Annotated in this window: 3 protein-coding genes; 2 read left to right on the top strand and 1 reads right to left on the bottom strand. The window is 43.1% G+C overall.

Going from position 1 to position 4912, the window contains the following annotated elements; genetic code table 11:
• Positions 1-172: 172 nt before the first annotated feature.
• Both ABFQ95_07580 and ABFQ95_07575 read left to right on the top strand, forming a co-directional pair.
• Positions 173-1288, top strand: coding sequence for a class I SAM-dependent methyltransferase (locus ABFQ95_07580; GenBank protein MEN8237381.1), 1116 nt, complete (start codon positions 173-175; stop codon positions 1286-1288).
• A gap of 479 nt (positions 1289-1767) precedes the next feature.
• Positions 1768-1953, top strand: coding sequence for a DUF465 domain-containing protein (locus ABFQ95_07575; protein ID MEN8237380.1), 186 nt, complete (start codon positions 1768-1770; stop codon positions 1951-1953).
• Positions 1954-1993: 40 nt separating this feature from the next.
• Here the strand turns inward: ABFQ95_07575 and acnA are convergent, their stop codons facing one another.
• Positions 1994-4705 carry an aconitate hydratase AcnA gene (gene acnA, locus ABFQ95_07570; GenBank protein MEN8237379.1) on the bottom strand — a complete coding sequence of 904 codons (2712 nt, stop codon included), beginning with the start codon at positions 4703-4705 and terminating at the stop codon, positions 1994-1996.
• Positions 4706-4912: the final 207 nt, after the last annotated feature.

The following is a 4912-nucleotide window of genomic DNA, read 5'->3' as shown; positions in this document are numbered from 1 at the left end:
TGAGAATTTCTAGTAACATCTTAACCTCCATTTGTTACGGTTAGACAATACTAAAGCTAAATTTTACCTAAAATGCAAGCTTTTACTGAACAGCCCTGGGTGGGGGATTGACTTTGTGGAGTTGATGTTCTATATCCACATAATGCAGCAGGTGTTTGAAAGGATTAGGAATATGAAAGTTTTCTACAGAAGTGCTTTGTTTACGGCATTATTTTTTGCATGTTTTTTTGGCGCTAAGGCGTCATCATCACAAAATGATGCAGGTAGTGAATTCCACAGTCGTCTAGCCTCTTTTGGTATCTTCCCCATATCTAAATTTCTAGATTATGAAACGCCAAGAGAAGTACCGAGAGGTGCACTAGCTGTATACAATGATTGTGGTTGCGACTTAGCCCCTCTGCGTGTCGGTGAGCCTAATTTTAGAGATAATGTATTGGAAACTGCTCAAAATGGAGGAAACGTTATAGAGTTTGGTTGTGGGTTAGGTAGAACAGCTTTAAAAGCCATTACAGCTATAAACAAAGCTGTTCACAGAGATTTTAGTTATACCGTTAATGATATTGGTCAAAAGAATTTGGAATATTTTAAGCGGGAGTTGAACTCTAGTTTTTCAAAAGATTTTATAGAATCCCATATAAATATTATACATGGAAATGCATTTGAAGTATTTGAAAATATTGACCAAAGGTTCGACACTGTTTATTCTGCAAACTTGGTTCATTATTTTTCTCCTAAACAAGTAAAATCTTTCTTTCAAGGATGTTATAAAATCCTCAAACCTGGTGGAAAACTGTATATCATAGCATTAACCCCATACCCAGATAAAATTTCAATGAAATTTTTAAAGGATAATTATGCCTCTCCGTGGGATATGGTGTACGAATATGGAAAAGCCTCATTTTTAGAATCAATGATTGAGCGTGCAGTAATTCCCATACTTTACGAAGAAAGAATTACTAATAATAAACAATATCAAACTTCATTTGTGAGAGGTGACTATACTCGGACTTTTCAGGATCATATTGATTCAGCCTTCTTAGACATAAAAGAGGAGAACCTCGAATTTCCTGAAGATTTTCCTGGTTGGAATCTGATACCCCCTCACCCAGAAAGTCACAAAATGAATTTTTTTAGCGAAGAAATCCTAGGGAGGGCCATCAAAAAAGCCGGATTTGAAGTCACTGAAAGTAGTGAATTTTCCGAATCTACTGAACTTCCAGAATTTGAGTTATCGCGTCGAGCTTTTGTAGCTTCAACCGCCTTTAAGCCCTATGTTATTACTCAATGACAGGAAAGCCACTGGTTTGACCAGTGGATTCCTAAGGCTTGGCCTTTAGATTTAGTGTTATAGACATGTAAAATCTCTTTTGGGTTGAATGCCCCGCCGCTTGCGGCGCAAAGTACTCGCTTCTCGTGTAGAGCTCCATTATGTGGTGCTCTACACTAGAGTGAGTAACCCATAAAAAGGTCATTGAGGCCGATAAATACCCCGGCCGCTTGCGGCGGGGATTATTTATTTTATATAAACTTGAGATATAAAACGCAAAAAGATAGCCCTTGTCAACCGCAAGATGGGCAAAATTTCGGCTGCAGGAAAATGTTGTTAATAACCGATTGAAACATAAATAGAAAATTGATTTGTTATGCAAAGGTTGTTTGTAGCTTGGTCAAGAAATAATATTGTCATTTGTTAAATATTAATAGACTTTAGTTAATTATTCTGATACCATATAAGAGTGGGAGTATTTAATTATATAGGAGGCTTTTATGGCAATGATGGGGCATCTTGAGGCACTAAAAAAGAAGCACGAAGACTTAGAAGAAGAAATTTTTGAAGAAAATAAGCAGCCCTTTCCCGATGAACTGTTGATCCACGATTTAAAAATCAAAAAATTACAAATTAAAGATGAGCTTTTTGAGCTCAGAAATCAGAATTCAGAAGTTAAAAACTAGAGATTGGAAACCAAAAATCAGTAATCATATTCTTTTAACTTTATACTGATTTCTGATTTCTGATTTCTGATTTCTGATTTCTGGACCCCCGTAGCACATTATGCAAAATACCGCCATTTTGGTAATACTCAACTTCATTAGATGTATCAATCATACATAGCAAGGTTGTTGTTTGTGTGCGGCCATCGGGATGTGTGATTCGGCATTGGATCTCTTGTCCCGGTGTTAGATTGTCTTCAAATCCTTCTATATCAAAGAGTTCATGACCATCAAGTCCAAGGATAAAGCGATTGACCCCTTCTGTAAATGTAAGTGGCAACACGCCCATACCAATCAAGTTAGAGCGATGGATTCGCTCGAAACTTTCAGCAATGACAGCTTTAATGCCTAACAGACGAGATCCCTTGGCGGCCCAGTCTCTCGAGGAACCGGTACCATACTCGCGGCCTGCAACGATGACGAGGGGAACTTGCTCTTTAGCATATTGCATAGCGGCATCATAAATTGACACAACTTCACCAGAGGGCATGTGTCGTGTCATGCCGCCATGCGTTCCAGGAACCAGTTCATTACGTAAGCGGATGTTGGCAAAGGTGCCGCGCATCATCACCTCGTGATTGCCTCTGCGGGATCCATATGAATTAAATTGGTCTGGTGTAATGCCATGTTCTTGTAGATATTGCCCCGCGGGACTATCAGCTGCAATGGCACCGGCCGGTGAGATGTGATCGGTGGTCACGCTATTGCCCAAAATAGCCAGCGGGCGCGCACCACGAATAGCAGAAATTTGTGGTGGCTTGGATTGCAGTCCCTTAAAAAAGGGAGGATGTTTGACATAAGTGCTTTTTGGTTGCCAGGCGTATGTTGTGCTGGGGGCAACTGAAAGTGCTTGCCAGTGTTCGTCTCCTTTGAAAACATCGTTGTAGCGGGTTTTAAACATTTCAGGGGTGACAGATTGGCCGATTACGGCTCGAATTTCATCTTGGGTCGGCCAAATATCTTTAAGGTACACTGGGTTTCCCTGGCCGTCATGACCCAATGGGTCCTTTTGCAAATCAACAGCCATAGATCCGGCTAGAGCATAAGCCACAACCAATGGGGGTGAGGCGAGGTAATTGAACTTAACTTGCGAGTGGATGCGCCCCTCGAAGTTACGGTTACCAGAGAGTACCCCGGCAACAGTGAGATCATGTTCATCAATCGCCTTGGAGATCGGACCCGGTAGGGGGCCTGAATTACCAATGCAGGTTGTACAGCCAAAGCCCACCAGATAAAATCCAAGCTTTTCCAGGTCATTCACTAGGCCTGCTTGGTGCAAATAATCCATCACAACCTTAGATCCTGGAGCGAGTGAAGTTTTGACCCACGGTTTCGCTGCCAGGCCTTTTTGGTGGGCATTGCGGGCCAAAAGGCCCGCGCCGATCATGACTGATGGGTTGGAGGTATTGGTGCAACTAGTAATGGCAGCAATGACAACTGAGCCATTTTCAAGAATAAAATCTTGGTTGTTATACCTGACCGCTGGTGCTTTGCTGGGCTTGGATTGAGTTTCACTTAGCGCCTCATCAAAGGCAGTAACAGACTGCGAGAGGAGAATACGATCTTGCGGACGTCTTGGGCCGGCCAGGCAAGGTTCTACGGTTTCTATGTTCAATTCAAGGGTGTCACTAAAGAGTGGATCTGGAGCCTCAGGAGTGCGCCAAAGCCCCTGATTTTTTGCATAAGCTTCAACCAGATGCACGTGAGAGTCAGGTCGTCCAGTAAACTTTAGATAATCAAGCAGGGCTTGGTCGATGGGGAAAAAGCCACAAGTGGCACCATATTCAGGTGACATGTTGGCAATGGTTGCGCGATCTGCAATGGTTAGTTGATCAAGGCCAGGTCCATAGAACTCGACAAACTTGCCGACCACTCCTTTGTTGCGCAGCATTTGTGTCACCGCCAGAACCAGGTCAGTGGCGGTTGTGCCTTCACGCAGGCCCCCGGTCAACTTAAATCCGATCACTTCAGGAATCAGTATCGAGATAGGTTGTCCCAGCATTGCTGCTTCGGCTTCAATTCCGCCAACACCCCAGCCCAAAATTGCAAGACCATTGATCATGGTGGTGTGACTATCAGTCCCTACAAGCGTGTCAGGGTATGCCAAAAGGGTGCCATTTTGCGCCTCCGTCCATACTACTTTTCCAAGGTATTCAAGATTTACCTGGTGGCAAATTCCGGTTCCTGGAGGTACCACCCTGAAATTTTCAAACGACTGTTGGCCCCAATTGAGAAAGCTGTACCGCTCTTTGTTGCGCTCGATCTCTTTGGTGACATTGACGTCAAACGCATCAGGTTTGGCAAATTGATCGACCATAACCGAATGATCGATAATCAGGTCAACCGGAGTTAGGGGATTAATCTTACAGGGGTCATCTCCCAGCTGAATTATAGCCTCGCGCATGGCTGCCAGATCGACAATTGCAGGTACCCCTGTAAAATCTTGCATTAAGACTCGTGCCGGCCTGAAGGCGATTTCATGGGTTTTGCTTTCAGGATCTGGGTGTTTGATGACCGATTGGATATCTTGCTCTGTGACAGCTTGACCATCTTCAAACCGTAGCAAATTTTCAATAATGACTTTTAAGCAAAAAGGTAGGTGCGAAAGGGATCCCAGCTGGCGCTCAGCAATCTCAAGACTAAAGAAGGAGTAGGGTTGATCGCCAATTTCAAAAGTTCTTTGAAAAATACTTAGGTTGTTTCTATCTGCCATTTCGCGCCTTGCTTTAGTATTTGTTTAGAAAAATTCTAGCATTAACGGAGAGGAAAATCTATTGGCACTGTACCAGTTCCAGGGCTGTTCAGTGAAACCAACACGGCTGTCATCCTGAACGCTGATTTTCCGAACGTGCGACTGTAAGTCGCACGAATTGGAAAATCTTTGCGATTCAGGATCCAATTCTTTTTTGCAGATTTAAAA

Source organism: Pseudomonadota bacterium, assembly GCA_039714795.1.
Taxonomy (GTDB): Bacteria; Pseudomonadota; Alphaproteobacteria; order JAGOMX01; family JAGOMX01; genus JBDLIP01.
This window is presented reverse-complemented; position numbering and strand designations above follow the sequence as displayed.

What these genes read in the sequence shown, in the direction of transcription:
- ABFQ95_07580 (MEN8237381.1), top strand. Translation starts at nt 173, where the DNA reads ATGAAAGTTTTCTACAGAAGTGCTTTGTTTACGGCATTATTTTTTGCA.
- ABFQ95_07575 (MEN8237380.1), top strand. Translation starts at nt 1,768, where the DNA reads ATGGCAATGATGGGGCATCTTGAGGCACTAAAAAAGAAGCACGAAGAC.
- acnA (MEN8237379.1), bottom strand. Translation starts at nt 4,705, where the DNA reads ATGGCAGATAGAAACAACCTAAGTATTTTTCAAAGAACTTTTGAAATT.